Genomic DNA, 18,224 nt, shown 5'->3' on the forward strand with positions numbered 1-18,224 from the left:
CTATGCAGACGGATATAATAAGATTTATCGATGATGAAAGTAAGCAGGAATGTATGGCTGTAGCCGGGTATCTTTATAATCTATGTTCGAATAGTAAACATCTGGATAAGTATAAATCATTACTGATATTATTACAGGCACTCATTGTGCGTCTAAAAAAAGAAACACAAGCTGAAACAATTGTGCAAGCATTTATTCAAAAAGGGATAAAGGAAAAACAGCTAACGGTATTTACGCCGGGAAAGAATTACAATCATCCGTTTGAATACGGGAGTAAATTGGATGTAAATTTTAAAGAAGATACGAAAATCGCTGCTGCCATCGACAATTTTACGACCGATTCCATTTTTACGATAAATCTTTGCCGTTGTGTTTTTATGCAGAGAGAAAACCTTGCTAAAATTATCGCGCTTATTTTCTTTTCCGCCAAGATAAATAACAATGATACATATATCATTCCTCAGAAAATAAATGTTTCAGTACGGATAACCAAGATACTTAATGATATAACTCCTGTTGAATTTCTGTTTGATACATTACATCTTTCACACCAAGAAGCGGTATTGCTTACGGCAGCATATAGAACATGGACAATCTATGAACTCTATAATTTTTATGGGGATGTATTATTCCAAGACACAGAAAATAAAATAACGCTATACGCAAAATGTATTAATACGCCTTTACAAGCAATAAGAAGCTTATTTGAGAATGATAAAAAGCTTATTTCATTCGGGTTAATGCAAGATAACGGGTATATCGAAGATGAAAGTATTTATTGTATTTACAATAAAAATTTTGATGCGTTTTTTTCCGGAACATTAAAAGAAGAAAAAACAAACGCTGCCTTTAATCTCAATAGCTACTCTATAAAAAAAGAGCACTCAAATTTAGCAGTACAATTTCTAAAAAGTAACTTTCCATCAAATATTTTACTCTACGGAAGTCCCGGAGCCGGTAAAACGGAATTTGCAAAAACACTTGCAAAAGAAAGCGGACTGCGACTGTTTATATTTAAAAATGAGCTGGATACCGATAGAGCATTGCAGCGCTTACATTGTCTTCTTTCTGTTCCTAAAAAAGATACACTGTTTGTTATTGACGAAGCTGAAAATATCTTAAAAACAATTGAGCCGCATTTTAGGATGTTCACAAGCATTACTCAAAAAGGAATTGTAAATAAGATGCTTGATAATAATGTCAATAAAGTCGTGTGGATTGTTAATTATACTGATCTTCTTGATATGTCTACTTTGCGCCGTTTTACGTATTCAATTAAGTTTAATGAAATGCCGAAATCGCTTTTGAAAAAAATCGCACAGTCGAAATTACAAAACAGCAACATAAGCGGCAAAATCTTACATACACTTGTCGATCTCTGCGACAACTACCGTATAACAGGAGCCTCAATCGATAATATGATAAAAGCGGTGAATAGTGTTAATTGCAGCAGTCAAACTGAAGAGAAAATCGTTATTGATGTAAAAAATACGCTTGAAGCAAATTCCGGGCTTGTATACGGTAGTTCCCATGCCGGCAGAAAAATACAGATGACATACGATATTGGAGCGCTCAACACCTCTATCGAACCGGATGATATTCTCACGATGATAAAAAATGCAACAGCGTATGTTGATTCTGCACAAACAGAAGTTCCCGCCGGAATCCGTATGCTGTTTTACGGATTAAGCGGTACCGGAAAAACAGAATTTGCACGATATATTGCAAACTCTTTGGCTAAAGAGCTTATTCTAAAAAAAGCCTCTGATATATTAGGAAAATATGTCGGCGAAAGTGAACAGAATATTAAAGAGGCTTTTGAAGAAGCAGAAAGACAGAATGCGATACTGCTATTTGATGAGGCTGATTCATTTTTTACCAACCGTTTCAATGCAGAAAATACTTGGGAGCGGACAATGGTCAATGAATTTTTAATGCAGATAGAAGCCTTTAACGGTTTATTGATTTGCACTACCAATATGCGCAGCATCATGGATCCTGCATTGCAGCGCCGCTTTCATATTATGGTTGAGTTTCAAGCCCTTGCTGCAAACGGAATAAAAACGTTGTTGATGAAATATTTCCCTAATGTGTCATTTAACGCTGATCAAATAGAAAAGCTCAACCAATGGCAATCCGTTACTCCGGGGGATTTTAACGCACTCTATGGAAAAGCACGGTTTATGCCGCAAGAAAAAATAACTTCTGAATATATTATTACTGAATTAGCACAGATGCAGCAAGAAAAAAACGGCATACAAAAAATGATCGGATTTAGTATCAATGCATAACTGATAGGTAATTTAGGAAACATAAACGGAGGACAATATGAAACAGATATCTGCATTACACCTTACCGCTGAAGAAGAATCAAATGTACAGTTGCTGGAAATAACAGACGGGATACTTATCGGCGTAACAAATAGCGCCTACCTTACTGGAAGTCTTATATTACCGGATACAATTACGGAAATTGGAAAAAAAGCATTAAGCGGCTGCACCGATTTAACAAGCATTACCATACCGGACAGCGTTACTCAAATCGGATACGGCGCTTTTTTCCGCTGCATGAACCTCACTGGTATTACCGTTCATTCTGATAATCCGGCCTATTGCAGTCAAGAAAATATACTGTACACAAAAGATATGAAAATACTTTTACGGGCTGTTGCAACAGGATGTGTGGTCATACCTTATGGTGTAACCGAAATCAGCTACGGGGCTTTTTCCCGCTGTAGAGGTTTAACAAGCATTACCATACCGGATAGCGTTATTAAAATCGCTATGGGCGCTTTTTGCTATTGCAGCAATGTCACACATATTATTATACCAAGCAGTGTTACTGATATAGGCATGGGACCTTTCGGTTATTGCACAAAGTTAACGGATATTTCCGTCGATAAAGCAAACCCGGTCTATTGTAGTAAAGATAATATGCTCTATACAAAAGATATGAAAACCCTTGTACAAGCAACCCCCGTAAAGACTTTCATGGTACCGGAGCACGTTACCGCAATAGGCGGTTATTGTCTAGCCGGTTGCACCGATGTAACGACTGTTATCATACCGGATAGGGTTACCGAAATTGGAGAAGGTGCATTTGACGGCTGTGAAAAGTTAGACACTATAATCATAAAATCCGAGCTTTTAACGGAAATCGGATACGACGCTTTTTCGCATATCAAACCTGATGCACGGGTTACCGTAAAAAATGAATTGATAAAAGCGCTGTTACAAACTTGCGGCAGCGATATACAGAACGGACAAATTACCGTTAATCCGAATTTATAGGATAATGAAAATATGGAACAGATATCTGCATTACGGCTTACTGCTGAAGAAGAATCAAATGTACAGTTGCTGGAAATAACAGACGGGATAGTTATCGGCGTAACAAATAGCGCCTACCTTACTGGAAGTCTTATATTACCGGATACAATTACGGAAATTGCTCATCACGCTTTTGAAAGCTGCAGCGGTCTCACACGTATTGTTATACCTGATAATGTTACTAAAATCGGTGACTGGCTTTTCCGCGATTGTACCGATTTAAAAGAGATTATTATTGGAAGCGGTATTTCAAAAATCGGTATCGGTATTTTCTTTAATTGCACTCATTTAAGCACTATCACCATACCGCAGGGCATTACCGAAATCGGAAACCTCGCGTTTAAGAGTTGCAGCAGTTTAAAAACTATCAAAATTCCGAGCAGCGTTCGTAAGATTGGCGAGTGGGCATTTGTCTGTTGTAGCGGTCTAACGGAGTTGAATATCGAAAAAGGTCTTACCTCAATTGAATACAGAAGCTTCGTTTGCTGCACCGGTTTAACAAGCATCACCATACCGGACAGCGTTACGCAAATCGGTGAGGAAGCTTTTGGTGCATGCAGCCGCTTAGCAGCTATTAGAATTCCCGATAGCGTTACTGAAATCGGAAATAATGCCTTTTGTAATATTCAAAGCAACGCACAGTTTATCGTAGCAAGCAATGCAGTAAAAAAACTACTAAAGTATTCTGACAGTTCTATACAAGATGAACACATTATCATAAATCGATTGAGCGGTGAGGTATTCACCCCTCCGCACGAATAAAATCAAGGCAAAGCAAGCTATAACTGAAATCCCGCCATGCGGCAATATCGAACAATATCAGTTGTTAAAAAGATTTTTTACCTCTATCACCGTCTGATAGACTAACTATGCTATTAGTATAGTCGTTGGGACAATTACTAAAATAAAGCTCAAGAAAAAATATTTTTAGACTTGACTTTTGAGGGGGGGGGGGGGGGTATTATGGAAGAGATTTGATTGAATTGGAACGATGTTAACAAAATGACGGCTCATGTAAATTCAGCAAATGCTGTTTGTACAGGAACAACAAATAAGTTGCGCGTATTCAATTCGAAAAATAAATGCCAAAAGGAGATTATTATGGCACAGAAATTTTATTGTAAATGGTGTGGTACAAACTATTCAAGCGTTTCAAGTTTAACTTCCGGTCATTGTTCTCGTAATCCGGAAGGAAAATACCACGAGTTGTATGAAGGGGCTGAAAAAAGTCAGTATACCTGTAAGTTTTGTGGAGCGAAATATTCTTCATTATCAAGTTTGACAAGTGGCAGCTGTAGCAAGAGCCCGTATAAGAAACACCATCCCGCGTTATAAAGGGAAAATGAACAGTTGGTAATAAAAGATTCGCCAACTGTTCATATATTTTGAAAACAATAGGAGTTCTGTATGAAAAAAATTATAGGTATTTTTTATTTTTGTATCACTGTAGTCTTAACACTCTACAGCCAAGATTTATTTCCGTATCAAGATGAATGGAAAAAAGATACGTATGGCTATATTGATCGTAACGGAAAAATTATCATAAAAGCTCAATATAAAACAGTCATGCCATTTATTAATGGCGTGGCAATAGCAGAAGATTTTAAGGAAAATAAGTTTTATATAACGCCGGACGGGAAAAAAATAGATATAGATACTACAGGCATGAGAGGTCCGATAACAATATTGACACCTTTCTCTTCAGAAGTTGGTTTAATAACAACATGGTATGCGGAAAAATATTTTGTAAATAAAAAAGGAAAAGTTGTTTCACCAAGATATTATAGAGCTTACCCATTTTCAGAAGATATTGCAATTGTGTATGCAGATGATAAAACCATAGCAGTAAATAAAGAATTTAAAGAACTGTTTGAAGTTTATGTAGATGTACGTAACGTACCTGAAACGTATGGTTTCAGTGAGGGGCTTATTGCTGTTCAGAATGCAAAAGAAGAATGGGGATTCATGGATAATCAGGGAAAGATTGCAATAAAGCCAAAATTCAAATGTCATCATCACTCAAAGTTGCCTAGTCCGTTTATCGGTGGATATTCATGGATTAGAAAATCATTTAATTCATTTTTTATCATAAACAAAAAGGGCGATGTGGTATATGAATTTAAAATAACCGGAGCTGATTTTCCAGAATCTTATTTTTATCTTAGAGATGGTTATCTTATTTACGACGATGAAGAACTGACAATTAGAAATCTTCAAGACAATACGGAGATAATAACTCAAAGAGGTGATTATTTTACTAACAATTTAGGTATTGTAAAATTAGGAAAGAATTTTTTTATGGCGGTAATATTTTTTCTTTTGATGGAAAATTGATTAAAACTATCCCGATAGAAAATCTACAGTTATGGTCGGATAAATATTTATATTCTTCCGAATTTGATATTATCTTTGATGAGAACGGTGAAGTAATCCTAGGGTCAGAAGATAAGAGACAAGAATATTCAAATGTCGTACGAAAATATGAGGAGAAAAAAAATGAACAAAAAAATCGATGAACAGCTTTTACGGATTAACAATCTTCACTGGCTGCCGTGGATAGGAAAGAACTATTCCGCAAGTCAGACAAAGCTGATGGTATTGGGAGAAAGCCACTATCTTTGCGCAGGCGACAGTCCTGATGAATACGGCATCGATTTTACCCGCAGCTTTATCGGTATGCATCAAAACGGCGAGGAAGGAACAAACGTTATCCGCAATTTTGAAAAAACGCTGTTGAATAGAGATTATGATGAAGAGCTGAACAAAAAAGAGATGACGGCAATTTCAGACAGTTTTGTCTACCAAGTCATTATTCAGCGGCTTCTTAACGCAAGCGAAGAACGCCCGACTGCGGATGATTTTAAAAACGGTTGGAAAATCATTTTTGAAACGATGAAAGTCCTTAAACCTAAAATGGTGATTTCATTGGGTGTAGAATCGAGTAATTTTTTGGCACGCTTGGAGTATGATGGACTTGTTGTTAAACAAGAAAAATGGGGAGATGATAAAATAAATCAGGCTTATCCCCGATATTTTAAAATCGAGTTAGACGGTGAATCTATCGACATGATTTTTTTAAGGCACACAAGCGGCACAAGGAGCGGGTATTATCCTCTCGAATGGCATAAATTCTTAAAAAAATACTTTGATGTCTCCCGATATTTGAGTGAATTGAAGTTATAGGAATAACCATAAAGCGCCGGAATCTGCAAAAACATTTTACGTTTTTTGCAGATTCCAAAATCTCCCATTTCCTACTATAATAACACTATGAAAAAGACCCCAAACCGTGCGATCACCCATCAAATGTTAGAACGGCTCACGTATATTCATAATCGGATAAAAGCTGAATGCTTTCCTAATGCATCCGAACTTGCAAAAGAACTGGAGTACAGTATTCCGACAATAAATCGCGATATAACGTTTTTACGGGATCGGTTTAATGCACCCATTGCATATAATGCGCAAAAGAAAGGATTTTATTACAGCGAAAAATATGAAATGCCGATTCAAAATATTTCGCAAAAAGATGTAACAGCGCTTGTTGCTGCAAAAACGCTGCTGCAGCAATATCAGGGAACGCCGATCTACAAAGAACTCGTTGACGCAATTGATGTTATTACGTTTCCGCAAAGGCAAGGAACGAGAGCCTTTATTGACCGTATCGCCGTTCCGCCGATGCCCTATGCTATTATCGATGAAGCGGTATTTACTGCACTCTACCAAGCGATGATTCAAAACCGCACGATCGAATTCGATTACTGCGGCGTGTTGGATAGCGGGAAGGTACACCGGCGTGTCCGTCCGTATCAGCTCCTTTTTGATGACGGGCGATATTTTCTATTCGGCTATGCAGAGGAACGCCAAGCGGAACGGCTTTTTTATATTCCGCGTATTGAACATCTTTGCATTACTGATGAGCTTTTCACACTTCCTGAAAATTACGACTTTATCTCCCGCTGCGGCGGCGGAAGATTCGGCTCATTTATGGAACCGGAAACGGTTACCTACCGTATTGCATTCTACGGCGAGTCTCGCCTCGCAATAAAAGATTCCGTATGGGCGGACGATCAAAAAATTACCGAATATGATGAAGAAGGGAAAACTGAAATGGTCTTTTCCGCAGCGCAAGGGTACCGGATATTGAAATGGGTATTGTCTCACGGCTCAAACGCACAGCCGCTTGAACCGGAGGATTTTGTGCAAGACTGGCAAGCGGAAATACAGGCTATGGTAAGGCGGATGCAATGAATATGCAGGAATACAAAAAATTTCGAGCCGTATAGTTGTCAGCTTCTTTTCCAATTTTCTAATTTCAGTCCTGGAATATTCTCAAAGTGTTTCGTATTATTTGTTACTAAAGTTAAATCATTGTACATTGCTGTCGCTGCAATAAATAAATCCATATCTTCTATTCTTATTGCCTTTGCATACATTTTTGCTTTTATATCAGCGAATACTTCCATAACGCCAACATTTAATTCTTCGATAGGATAAATTTCTCGAATATGATTTACTTTTATCATATTCGTCTGTTCATTCTGAGATCGTTTTGCACCAAAAACGAGTTCTGCATAAGTAACCATTGAAATAGAAATAGGAATTGTCTTGTTTTCTTCAAATTTTGCTAATACTGTTTTGTCGCCGCGAAGTGCAAATATTATAATGTCAGTATCAATCAAATATGCCATCTAAAACCTCAAATCTTGTTGAATTGACACGGGCTGCCCTCATATCATCAATAATTTCTTCTGTATTTCTGGCATCTTCCCATGAACCGGCAAGCTTCAAAAATTCTTCTGTGGCATTTTTTGTTTTTATAGGAATAGAAGTAAAATAATCTTGCAAAATAGAAATCACTTGTTGACTAATCGAGCGGTTATCGCATTTTGCGGCAAATTTTAATCTGTCGTATAAGCGGTCATCTATATCACGGACTTGTAACATAGCCATAACATACCTCCACAGACATACTATACGATAGACTGCATGAATAATCAATCACCAACCCCGACGCAAGCGTCGGGGCACAGTGCTCAACGTTTCGCACTATGTGTTCTATAAGGTGGTTGCAGTCGGCTTTAATACCTTTTGTTACGACGCAGAACGTTCGTCAAAACTATACACGGATGTATAGTTTTGACTGCAAGTTGTGGCTCTGCCACAACATTGCTACTGCGTAGAACTACCGCCATCCGTGGCGGTAGAGAAACGGCGGGTATTAAACCCTCCGCACGAATCAAAATTCATTGCTGATTATATTTTCCGGCGTTTAAATCCTTCGACACGGGCGCTTGCAGGACAATCGAGGGAGCTTCTATCCCCGCGCGCTAAATAGCGGTAACCTACTCCGGCAATCATGGCGGCATTATCCGTGCAGAGCTTGAGCGGCGGAAAGATGCACGTTAAACCTTTTTGTTCAGCGAGTTTTTCACGGAGCAGCGAATTGGCAGCGACGCCGCCGCCTGCGACAATCGTGTGCAGTCCCGTGTCTTCTACCGCCCGCAGCAGGGATCGCAGTAATATTTTAACGGCTCTTGATTGAAAGGCCGCCGCGATATTTTCGGGCGTTTTTTCATATCCGGGATTCCAGAATTGATCGATTTGATTGATGACCGCGGTTTTTAAGCCTGAATAGGACACGTCATACCGGCGGCCGGATTCGTGCAGTATCGGCATCGGGAAGTTTGCAGCCTTGGGATCGCCATTTTTTGCCAGCCGGTCGATAATTACGCCGCCCGGATAACCGAAATCGTAGAATTTCGCAACCTTATCGAATGCTTCGCCCGGCGCATCGTCGATGGTACTACCAAGCACTTCGATTGAATCAAAATCGTATACTTTACAGATAAGCGAATGTCCGCCCGACACTAAAAGACCAAGGTAGGGATAGGGAATGTCCTGCTCAAGATGCGCTGCGTACAGATGCCCGAGCATGTGGTTTACAGCAATAAAAGGTTTATTACATGCCCATGCGAGGGTTTTCGCAAAGGTAAGCCCTACCAACAGCGACCCCATCAGCCCCGGCCTATTGGTTACGGCGATACCGTCTATCGATTGCAAAGTTTCACCCGCTTCCTGCAAAGCGGTTTTAACAACCGGTAATATCCATTCGGTGTGCTTACGGCTCGCAATCTCAGGCACGACACCCTTATATGCTTCGTGAAATGGTATCTGAGTTGCCACTACCGAACTGATGATTTTATGTCCGTCCTCCACGACGGCAGCTGCCGTTTCATCGCAGGAGCTTTCTATTCCAAGTATCTTCATTCTGTTATTCCTATTGTTCCATGATTAACTTTGGACATCCTCTTTTAGTTGCCGAAGTTAACCGTGCCTTTTTGTGCAACTTGAGCAATTGCCGAAAGCGAAAATCCGTCTTCGATAAGCGCAGGATACATTTCGGTTAAAAGCTCTGCAAGTTCAACCGTAAAGACATGGCCGATCATGATGGCAGAGCCTTTCTGTCTCGCAATGCTCAACCCTTTTTTAATTTGCGTTTCCATTGCAGCGCGGCTCTTATCGTTATCAATAAAAATTGCCCGTTCCCAGACAGCCATGTTTTTCTCCTTTGCAACCTTCGCAACGACTGACCGAGCGGTTGTCCGCGAATCCAAAAAGAATATATGCTTTTCCGCTACGACATCCAAGACCGCGCTCATCGCTGCCTCATCCGCCGTCATCAGCGAGCCTTCGTGATTATTCATCCCGGCTACCGGCCAAATTTCTTCGAGATTTTTTCTGACGATTTTTTTGATTTGCTCCGCAGAAAGTCCCGGCGTAACAGCCCCCGGCCCCGGATTAATATGCAGATCGACCGATTGCATCGGCTGGTGCAGAATAACCTGTTTTCCGGCCTTGCGTATCCGCCGCGCCGACTCGCTAGAGTAGCGCAATCCGGGTAAAACTGCAATAGTACAGGGGAATGGCAGCCGCAAAAAGTATTCAAGCTGGTCGAGATTGTGCCCCGCATCGTCAAATACAAAGGTGAGGTTCCCTGCATAAGGAGCACGCTTGCGCGGCTTTTCCGGTTTTGCAGCAGGCTGCACCGGTTGCATTGTTTGCACGGTTTTTTTCTTATCGGGTACGGCAGGTTTTTCCGGTACGCTGTTTTTTTTCGATGCAGTATTTTTTTTATCAGGTGCAACGGATTTCTCCGGTACGGTATTCTTTTGCGGAGCCGGATGGACTACCGGTTTTTCTTTCTTCGCAGTATCTTTCTGTGCGGCAGAAGCGGTATGGGATGCCGGCGCAGATGCAGCAGCAGGCGAATGCGGTGCCGGTTGTGCAGCCGGTATTGTTTTTTTTGCAGCCGGCGCTTTCTCCTGTGATGACGCCGTTTTTTGCTGCGCTGCCGGTGTGTTTTGCCGTTTTTGCTGCACCGCGGAATCGGTATGCGGCTGTGTTTGTGCGGCAACCTGCGGCACGGTAACCGGCGGTGAAGGTTCTTGTGCTGCCGTAAGCGATTCATTCCGTTTTTGTTCGGTTGAGGGTTTATCCTGTTGTACTTGAGTTTGCGCCGTGCCGGTATCCTGTTTTAATGAATTTTTAAGATTAGGCACTAATTTTAACACTAAAACAAGATTAAAACCCAAAAGCAGAACGCACAATATCACCAACGCGGCAATAATATTTCCTATCGAACGCTTTTTTCGGGCAGTAGAACTACGTGATTTTTTCTTTACTGTTGTACTGCTGCGGCTCTTGGTTTTTGACTGCCCCTTCGCCGCGGTTTTTTTAGGTGTCGTTTTTTTGCTTGTTTTTACTTTATCTTCTTTTTCGGGCATAGGCAAAAGCATAAAAACAGTACGGCTTAATGTCAAGCGGTATTTGTACAGGGCAGCCGCTATCGGGGAACCTCTAAAAACTGCAAGCCTATCAGCTTGTTCTATAAAGAAATCATTTATCGTATACGTTAATAAATCTCTATACTCTAAGATAGAGCCGTTTTAATGGAAAGATATGATAAGGATAGAAATAAAATAGAGAAAATAATCGGGCAAGCCGGATTTGAACCGGCGACCCCAAGTCCCCCAGACTTGTACGCTAACCAACTGCGCTATTGCCCGTTTTGTTTCAATAACAGAAATAGATATTATCGATAAAGTCCCGTTATGTCAATACGTCGCATTGCATCACGTCGCATTCTGTTCCGAAACAATCGATAGAATGTTCGGAGAATAATGTAACCACAGATTGACTTTTGCAGTATTCCGTATATACTAGGCATATTCGATAACTTCGTTTTCGAATATGTCGACGAGTTCGAAATCGCATTTCAAAGTAATCTGTTCAGAAACGGAAGTTTCCGAACAGATTTACAAATGTGCTTGTGAGGTTATACTATGAAAAAATATATTGTAGGAGCGTTAATCGTTATCATCGGTTTGCTCGTTCTATTAGCTCCCTTTGGATTTGCGCATGTCTGTTTTCCTAAAGCAGACGGCAGCTTTATGAAGTGTCATTGGATGGGCGAAGCAGTCAGAATGCTCGGAGGATTGATTACTGCATTAGGCATCATATTTTTACTGAGCAAACGTTCACGAATCGGTATCGCATTTTCCAATATCGGGCTCGGTACTTGCTTGATATTATTGCAAACAGTTGTCATCGGTACTTGCAAACATGCCGCAATGCATTGTAATGTACATACCAAGCCTGTCATTTTATTATTAGCGATTATATTGATAGTAATAAATGCTGCCTACCTGTTCGTTAACAGAAAAAGATAAATTCTACTATTTCACTATACTATAGGATTATTACAGTATGTTATTGCAAACAAAACAGCTTTCCCGAACGTTTACCAGAAATGGTTCCGATTTTTTTGCCGTCAGAGATGCCGATTTTAGCATCAACACCTCCGATTTTGTATTTATTGTCGGACGCTCCGGTTCGGGAAAAACGACGTTGCTGAACCTCATTTCAGGCATTTTAGAACCGACTTCGGGGACTGTTTTATTTGAAAATAATGACATCACAATGATGAACGATACTGAAAAAAGCTATTACCGTAACGAGTCGATAGGATTTGTCCCCCAATCGCTCGGCGCTTTACCGAATCTCTCAGTACTTGATAATGTCCGCGTACCGTTTTTTTTATTTAACCGGGACGGCGATACCGAAGGGAGAGCGCTGAGCTTATTGGAAGTGATGGGAATAGCTCATTTAAAAGATGAAATGCCGAAAAATCTTTCAGGCGGAGAAGCAAAACGGATGCTTATTGCGCGTGCGTTGATGAATGATCCCAAGCTACTCATCGCTGATGAACCGACTGCAAACCTCGACGCAGAAACGGCCGCCGGTGTTATGCAGGCTATAAAAGATATAAACAAACTTGGAACTGCCGTGCTTATCGTAACGCATGATTCCAATATCTTAGATCCGAATTGTACAACTTACCGGATGGACGCCGGTACCCTTTCAAAAGCATAGATTTTCCATAATATTGCTTTCTTGTGTGTCTTATGCTATAAATTAAGACTAAATGATAGTCTATATACATAGACGCCTTATCAGCAAAGCTGATAACAAGTGTTTTTATAAATGATTACAGCAGTATTGTCAGATGTCCTTCCGATTAAAAACATATCGGTCAGGAAAAAACTCGATTCTTTGTAAAAATTTCTAAAAAAAGTGATTTTCAGCAGTTTTTTTAAGCCAAAATCGCAATGACGATATATAACAAAGATAAGAAGCACTGCAGCGGGGCAAAACGTGTCGGAAGTAAAGAGACTTTTGCAGAACGTCATTAGTAATGTTCTGACGGCACCAGCCGAGCGCACTATAATTATGGAGGCCATAAATGGCAAAAACAAAATCAGAAATAAATCAGGTAACCAATATTACTGATGCCGATGAAAAGCTGAAAGCGTTGGAAGCAGCACGCCTACAAATCGAAAAGGAGTTTGGACAGGGTTCATTGATGAAGCTCGGCTCAAAAACGGCAGCAAGCGGTATTGAAGTAATTCCTTCCGGCAGCATCCTGCTCGACGAAGCGCTCGGTATCGGCGGCTATCCGCGCGGTAGAATTATCGAAATATTCGGCCCAGAGTCGTCGGGAAAAACTACGCTTGCCCTCCATGTTGTTGCCGAAGCGCAAAAACGGGGCGGTATTGCGGCGTTTGTGGATGCCGAACATGCCCTTGACCCGCAGTATGCGCAAAAACTCGGTGTCAATATCGACGAACTGTGGGTCGCCCAGCCCGATGCAGGAGAACAGGCTTTAGAAATCACCGAAAACCTCGTCCGATCGGGTGCGGTGGATGTCATCGTCGTGGACTCGGTAGCAGCCCTTACGCCGCAAGCGGAAATCGATGGCGAAATGGGCGATTCACACATGGGTTTGCAGGCACGTTTGATGAGTCAGGCGCTGCGGAAATTGACGGCGATTATCTCGCGGTCAAAATGTATTCTCATCTTTATCAACCAAATCCGCATGAAAATCGGTATTGCGTACGGCAATCCAGAAACCACCACTGGAGGTAATGCGCTCAAATTCTATTCTTCGGTACGCATCGAAGTCCGTAAAGGCGAGGTACTCGGCAAGGATGAAGATGAAGCATGGGGAAACAAGGTGCGCATCAAAGTTGTCAAGAATAAGGTCGCGCCACCGTTCCGGAAGGTTGAGCTGGAAATCCTGTTCGGCAAGGGAATCTCACCATACGGCAGCTTGCTGGACTGCGCGGTAAAATACGAATTGATAGACAAAAAAGGCGCGTGGTATTCGTATAAAGAAGATAAGATTGGGCAGGGGCATGACAACGCCGTAAAATTCTTGGAGAATAATCCCGATATCGCAATCGATCTTGAAAAGACCTTGCGTGCTCAGCTGTTCCCCAACCAAAAATACGTGTCGAGTTTTGTAAAAACCGATCAAGCCGCCGATTCCGGCGCTGCGGGCAAAACACCGTCCGGTTCCAGTGAAGCATCGGCGGCGGCACAGACAGGGGCGTCAAAGGTGACATCTGCCGTAAAACCGGAAGAGGCAAAGGCTGATAAAACAGCCGATGCTCAAGCCGCTCCGACAGGGAAAAAATCTATGCTCGAAAAAGCAGCTCTCGCTACCGGCAAAACTGAAAGTTTGAATGCCGATTCTGCAGCAGTATCCGCTGCCCATAAATCAAAGCCGGGCAGCGCTTTTGACGGCGACAACGAGCTCTTTTAAACGGCCTGATATCACAGGGTAATCGCATCAGACTGTTTTGCTATATTTCCCCGCAAAATAAATAAGCTATTCAACCAGAATTTCGCCACTTTGCGCCTCAAATGGTCTCATAGCCTATTTATTTTGCGATTTTTATTTATCTGTCTGATGTGATTTCTCTCCTGCAGGGAAAAGATGCGTGAAATTTTAGGAAAATTTCACGCAAAAGGAAGACCTGTGTTAGAGTTTGGAGCTTACACTGATGTGCAGGGCAGCACCTTCGTCCATGCGGAAAGCAGCGTTTGCGGCTCCTTCCGTTCGGTGATGAGCGCGGTAAAAAGCGGTTCCAGCTGAGGCAGCGCCGCATCCAGCAGGGTGAATTCTTCTTGAGAAAAAGGAGACAACACATAGCCTGCGATATCGGGATGATCGGCGCTGCTGCTTTTTTTCCCGCCGGGACGCCCGATACCGATTCTGAGCCGCCAAAAGTCCGACGTACCCAACACAGCCTTTATTGAGCGAAGCCCGTTGTGTCCGCCGAGCCCTCCCGACCACTTGAGGCTCAAGGCGGCAGGTGGCAGTTCAAGCTCATCGTGTACAACAAGTATTTCTGCCGGAGGAATTTTGAAAAACTGGGCAGCCTCCCCTACTGATTCGCCCGATAGATTCATATATGTTTCCGGCTTTAAAGCATGGACAGCCTGCCCCCCGCTCACTGCTGCCGGAAAACGCCCGTACAGTCCGCTGAACTTATGCTGCCACGAAATTCCCCTGCAAATAGATAAACGATCCGCAGCAATCCACGCTGCGTTATGCCGGGTGCGTTCATACTCCCGCCCGACATTTCCCAAAAATGCTATTAACGAAATCATCTTTTTTGACCTTTCATTACAGGACACCTCTAAAAAAACACCTGAGGCTTTAGAGCTGCCTTATTCTTTTACCTTCGTGTCGATTATGATCGTAACCGGTCCGTCGTTGTGAATTTCTACCTGCATATCCGCTCCGAATTGTCCGGTTTTTATCGGCTTACCAAGCGCTTCGCTCAGTTTGCGGATACAGCGTTCATAGAGCGGGATTGCAATCGAAGGCCCCGCCGCCGCATTGAAGGACGGGCGGTTTCCTTTCTTGGTACTGGCAAACAAGGTAAACTGACTGACCAGCAAAATGTCTCCCTGCACATCCGCAAGAGCTCGGTTCATCTTCCCCTCATCGTCTTCGAAAATCCGCATCTGTACGATTTTCTTAACCAACCAATCTATATCGTCCTCAGTATCTTCAGGACAGATACCGAGCAAAATCACAAAGCCCTTGCCGATGGTCTGTGTCTCAAAACCTTCAATCGCCACACTTCCCGACCGTACCCGCTGTATTACTGCTCTCATAGCACACACTCCTCACACGGAGCTGTCTAAAAAGTAACCAACTTTGAGACAGCCCCATATCACTAATGGGAACCTCTAAAAACCTCAGTTTTTTAGAGGTTTTCCTTAGATTTAGTTGCGATGTTTTCAATTAAGTTATTATTGAATAAAGACTTAATTGAAAACTCGTCGGGCATCTCTATTCCGAAGGATGCGAAGCAAATCTAACCGAGTTTTTAGAGATGCCCTAATGTAAGTTTTTTATATTTTCACCGTTCAACGCCATATTATCACTCTGCAATATGGTTTGCATATATCAGCTATTGATAAAAGTTAATAAACTCTGAAATACTATGTGGTTAAAAAGCCTGTCGCGTATACTATAATTATTGTTATTTGATGAAATATTCATAAAATGGTGAATCACATAGCCCGCTTTATGCTTATTGGAATACAGAAATATAATCGATGAATAATTTTCTACATTTTTAAAAGCCGTATCAACACCGTTTCCGACTGCCATGGCAATATGATCAGCACCGGAACGTAATAGAATTCCTTCTTGAGGTAATTCAAAAATTTGGTATTTTAAAGATTGGTTTTTATAAGAAGAGGCTCCGTTGATCTCCTTTTTCTGAAATGTTTCAAAGTCAATGTTCTCGAGCTTTTTTAAAGAAATCTTGAGCGAATGAGAGCCTCCACCATATATTAAAGAAAAGTCTTGTGTATTGTTTTGCTGTATATCGATATTGACTTGAAGCCAATCATTATCAAAAAGCATTAAACCGAGCGTATCATTAAACGTCAATACTTCGTTCATATTAAAAAAATTAATATTTTCATCAAATAATGTATTGTTATAATTATAACGCACATAATTCTTTCGTTCATTAGTTGTATCAGTTTCTATTTTACTGGTATACAGCCGCTTTAATGTTTCAGCAAAATCGGTATGTATCTTTTCTCGTTGAAAAAAATTAAGCATTATATTCTTTACCGATTGATTACGGGTAGCTAATAAATATGATTCGAATAACAAGCTTTGATATGTTTCATAATATTTTTTACTTTCGAATACCTGATATAACTCTTCCAGCTCATCAACAGCAGTATTATCTTCTATATGCTTTAACTTCGCATATAAGTTCATAAAATACTGTAACTCAGTCTCAGTTGGAATATAAAAAATTAACTTTGATTGAGCTTGAGCATAAAGGCTCAAACAACATATCATGATGGTGCATATAGCTATATATTTCTTCATATTACGTCCTTCCGCTTGCGAATATTCGAGGTTTAAGTATAGTATAATAACAAAATTAAATATACGGGTACCTCTATTCCGAAGGATGCGAAGCAAATCTAACCGAGTTTTTAGAGATGCCCTAGCCTTTAAAAACTCGGTTAGCTTTTAGAGCTGCCCTTGTAACCATACCTTGACATTTTTTATGTCATTATTATGATACAACACATGAAAATTTTATTAACTTTTTTTTATCTGAGTGCCGCTACTCTTGTATTCGGCGCTGAAAGCACTGTGTTATATCGCCAAATAGTCAATGTGAAAGCTCTTTCCGATGGTGCAGAAAAAACGATTTACAGTACTATAGACAAAGAAACTGTCGAAAACCAAGTAATACTGATCGTAACTACCCTTCCATCGGGAGATATTGAAATACGGTCGGATAAGTTTAAACTAGGAAAAATGCCGTTCTCTTCATTTTTTCAATTTATTATTCGTCGAGAAGAGATAATACAAAATGAGACCGGCGCATACATTATTGACGGTCTTACCGGAATCTATAAGGTTGCGATGTCAAAACCTCAGGCTCTATTGACGGGAACACTCAGCCCCGAATACTGTGACCTTACCTTGGCGGTAGACGGTATGGGGAAAAAGCTCTCCATGCAATTCTATTCCGTAGACGAAATCTCATTGAATGAGAAAGAAGCTCAATAGTCTTCTACCGATCAGAATCAATAACAATCGCTTCCGGCACCTTTTCTTTTGTCGAGTCGGGAGCGGTTTTTATTTTAAAAATAAATACATAATATTTTATGCATATCAGCAATATGATGATAATACGGGCATAGATATTCTTTGAAAAATAAAACCCGGCAATCAACATTGAAGAAGCGAACCCTAAAATAACTATTTTACTTTTGAGTGTCATTGAGCGGGTTTCATTAAATCTTTGAACATGGTTTTGATAGAGCTTAGTGGAAAGCAGCCATTTATGCAGACGCTTTGAACCTTTTGCAAAACAAAAGACCGACACAATCACAAAGGGGGTAGTCGGCAAAATAGGTAAGGCCACACCAAGTACGCCAAGTCCTAAAAAAAGGAAACCGGCTATAATCCAAATATATTTCATAGTATCTCC

Annotated in this window: 18 protein-coding genes and 1 tRNA gene; 10 read left to right on the forward strand and 9 right to left on the reverse strand. The window is 41.0% G+C overall.

Annotated elements, in window-relative coordinates; all coding sequences use genetic code 11:
* Positions 1–2: 2 nt before the first annotated feature.
* The 6 genes from DWB79_RS10235 to DWB79_RS10260 all read left to right on the forward strand — a co-directional run bounded on the left by DWB79_RS10235 (position 3) and on the right by DWB79_RS10260 (position 7,581).
* Positions 3–2,291 (forward strand): AAA family ATPase, encoded by a 2,289-nt coding sequence (locus DWB79_RS10235; RefSeq protein ID WP_016523968.1) that lies wholly within the window; start codon positions 3–5, stop codon positions 2,289–2,291.
* 37 nt (positions 2,292–2,328) lie between these two features.
* Entirely contained in the window at positions 2,329–3,291 is a 963-nt protein-coding gene (locus DWB79_RS10240) for a leucine-rich repeat domain-containing protein (protein ID WP_016523969.1), read from the forward strand.
* Between the two features lie 12 nt (positions 3,292–3,303).
* A complete protein-coding gene (locus DWB79_RS10245; protein ID WP_016523970.1) occupies positions 3,304–4,092 on the forward strand; it encodes a leucine-rich repeat domain-containing protein in 789 nt (262 codons plus the stop codon).
* Between the two features lie 645 nt (positions 4,093–4,737).
* Positions 4,738–5,664, forward strand: a complete 927-nt coding sequence (locus tag DWB79_RS10250) for a WG repeat-containing protein (protein ID WP_016523972.1) — start codon at positions 4,738–4,740, stop codon at positions 5,662–5,664.
* Between the two features lie 162 nt (positions 5,665–5,826).
* Positions 5,827–6,513: a hypothetical protein gene (locus DWB79_RS10255; protein WP_016523973.1), complete on the forward strand. Its 687-nt coding sequence runs from the start codon at positions 5,827–5,829 to the stop codon at positions 6,511–6,513.
* Positions 6,514–6,600: 87 nt separating this feature from the next.
* Positions 6,601–7,581, forward strand: a complete 981-nt coding sequence (locus DWB79_RS10260; RefSeq protein ID WP_016523974.1) for a helix-turn-helix transcriptional regulator — start codon at positions 6,601–6,603, stop codon at positions 7,579–7,581.
* Positions 7,582–7,619: 38 nt separating this feature from the next.
* Here DWB79_RS10260 and DWB79_RS10265 read toward each other — a convergent pair whose 3' ends face one another.
* From DWB79_RS10265 to DWB79_RS10285, 5 genes are all read right to left on the reverse strand, one after another.
* Positions 7,620–8,021, reverse strand: a complete 402-nt coding sequence (locus DWB79_RS10265) for a type II toxin-antitoxin system VapC family toxin (protein WP_016523975.1) — start codon at positions 8,019–8,021, stop codon at positions 7,620–7,622.
* Positions 8,005–8,283 (reverse strand): FitA-like ribbon-helix-helix domain-containing protein, encoded by a 279-nt coding sequence (locus DWB79_RS10270; protein ID WP_016523976.1) that lies wholly within the window; start codon positions 8,281–8,283, stop codon positions 8,005–8,007. The genes DWB79_RS10265 and DWB79_RS10270 overlap by 17 nt, the downstream gene beginning before the upstream one ends.
* A gap of 303 nt (positions 8,284–8,586) precedes the next feature.
* A complete protein-coding gene (tsaD, locus tag DWB79_RS10275) occupies positions 8,587–9,600 on the reverse strand; it encodes a tRNA (adenosine(37)-N6)-threonylcarbamoyltransferase complex transferase subunit TsaD (RefSeq protein WP_016523977.1) in 1,014 nt (337 codons plus the stop codon).
* 44 nt (positions 9,601–9,644) lie between these two features.
* Positions 9,645–11,117, reverse strand: a complete 1,473-nt coding sequence (locus DWB79_RS10280; RefSeq protein WP_016523978.1) for a divergent polysaccharide deacetylase family protein — start codon at positions 11,115–11,117, stop codon at positions 9,645–9,647.
* A gap of 208 nt (positions 11,118–11,325) precedes the next feature.
* Positions 11,326–11,399: transfer RNA gene (locus tag DWB79_RS10285), tRNA-Pro, on the reverse strand.
* Positions 11,400–11,675: 276 nt separating this feature from the next.
* Between DWB79_RS10285 and DWB79_RS10290 the strand changes: the two genes are divergently transcribed.
* From DWB79_RS10290 to recA, 3 genes are all read left to right on the forward strand, one after another.
* Positions 11,676–12,062: a DUF4418 family protein gene (locus DWB79_RS10290; protein WP_016523979.1), complete on the forward strand. Its 387-nt coding sequence runs from the start codon at positions 11,676–11,678 to the stop codon at positions 12,060–12,062.
* 37 nt (positions 12,063–12,099) lie between these two features.
* Complete coding sequence (locus tag DWB79_RS10295) at positions 12,100–12,765, forward strand: ABC transporter ATP-binding protein (protein WP_016523980.1); 666 nt, start codon at positions 12,100–12,102, stop codon at positions 12,763–12,765.
* 370 nt (positions 12,766–13,135) lie between these two features.
* Positions 13,136–14,497: a recombinase RecA gene (gene recA / locus DWB79_RS10300; RefSeq protein ID WP_016523981.1), complete on the forward strand. Its 1,362-nt coding sequence runs from the start codon at positions 13,136–13,138 to the stop codon at positions 14,495–14,497.
* A 233-nt stretch (positions 14,498–14,730) separates the two neighbouring features.
* Here recA and pth read toward each other — a convergent pair whose 3' ends face one another.
* From pth to DWB79_RS10315, 3 genes are all read right to left on the reverse strand, one after another.
* Positions 14,731–15,348, reverse strand: a complete 618-nt coding sequence (gene pth / locus DWB79_RS10305) for an aminoacyl-tRNA hydrolase (protein WP_016523982.1) — start codon at positions 15,346–15,348, stop codon at positions 14,731–14,733.
* A 60-nt stretch (positions 15,349–15,408) separates the two neighbouring features.
* The gene (gene dtd, locus DWB79_RS10310) at positions 15,409–15,861 is read right to left on the reverse strand and encodes a D-aminoacyl-tRNA deacylase (protein ID WP_016523983.1); all 453 of its coding nucleotides are present in this window, start codon (positions 15,859–15,861) and stop codon (positions 15,409–15,411) included.
* A 295-nt stretch (positions 15,862–16,156) separates the two neighbouring features.
* On the reverse strand, positions 16,157–17,104 hold the full coding sequence (locus tag DWB79_RS10315) for a hypothetical protein (RefSeq protein ID WP_016523984.1): 948 nt from the start codon (positions 17,102–17,104) through the stop codon (positions 16,157–16,159).
* A gap of 207 nt (positions 17,105–17,311) precedes the next feature.
* Here DWB79_RS10315 and DWB79_RS10320 point away from each other — a divergent pair, with 207 nt between their 5' ends.
* The gene (locus DWB79_RS10320; protein ID WP_016523985.1) at positions 17,312–17,800 is read left to right on the forward strand and encodes a hypothetical protein; all 489 of its coding nucleotides are present in this window, start codon (positions 17,312–17,314) and stop codon (positions 17,798–17,800) included.
* Between the two features lie 4 nt (positions 17,801–17,804).
* On the opposite strand, the gene DWB79_RS10325 is transcribed toward DWB79_RS10320, so the two are convergent.
* On the reverse strand, positions 17,805–18,215 hold the full coding sequence (locus DWB79_RS10325) for a YbaN family protein (protein ID WP_016523986.1): 411 nt from the start codon (positions 18,213–18,215) through the stop codon (positions 17,805–17,807).
* Positions 18,216–18,224: the final 9 nt, after the last annotated feature.

It is taken from the genome of Treponema medium (assembly GCF_017161265.1).
Classification (GTDB): domain Bacteria; phylum Spirochaetota; class Spirochaetia; order Treponematales; family Treponemataceae; genus Treponema; species Treponema medium.